This is a genomic window from Pseudoalteromonas sp. S558, assembly GCF_005886635.1.
GTDB lineage: Bacteria > Pseudomonadota > Gammaproteobacteria > Enterobacterales > Alteromonadaceae > Pseudoalteromonas > Pseudoalteromonas aliena.
In genome coordinates, this window is the sequence record NZ_PNDU01000153.1 from 1 (window position 1) to 508 (window position 508).

1 protein-coding gene is annotated in these 508 nt (G+C 39.0%); it reads right to left on the reverse strand.

Annotated elements, in window-relative coordinates:
• Window positions 1–508: patatin-like phospholipase family protein (locus tag CWB66_RS11855; protein ID WP_138585538.1), on the reverse strand; the 508-nt coding region annotated here is incomplete at both ends.

Below are 508 nucleotides of genomic sequence, written 5' to 3' on the forward strand. Positions count from 1 at the left end.
TGGTGATATGACATAGAAACAGCTGCCATAGTTGGATCATGGTTAACAAAAGCGCCATCAACAAATTGGCCAAGAGCTAACTCACTGTCGGAAGAGTACACACTAGTAGAGCCATTCATGCCTGGCATTGAGCTACTAGCGAGCACTGCTTCAAGAAGATAGACATTACCAGTGAGTGATTGATCAAGATTATTGAATAATTCCATACCCCAAGATTTATTTTCTTTTACCCCAAGATGGTTTCCTGGTTGTTGTTGGGCATGCTCTTGTATGTTAAATGCAGGAAACATTAAATCAAAACAACCCTTAAGGTCCAACATGGTGAGTTTTTCTAAACTAGAAAGTTTTTGACCAATGAGCTGACTAATCTGATTAGGGATTGCTGGCTCATTAGGATTTGTACGTACTTTCGAAAAGATATCACGCATTGCTGGGTCATAGAGTGCCATTAGCTTGTTCAATGCTATTTCGACATCTTTTTCGCTTTCAAAGCTGTTGTATTTTTTAT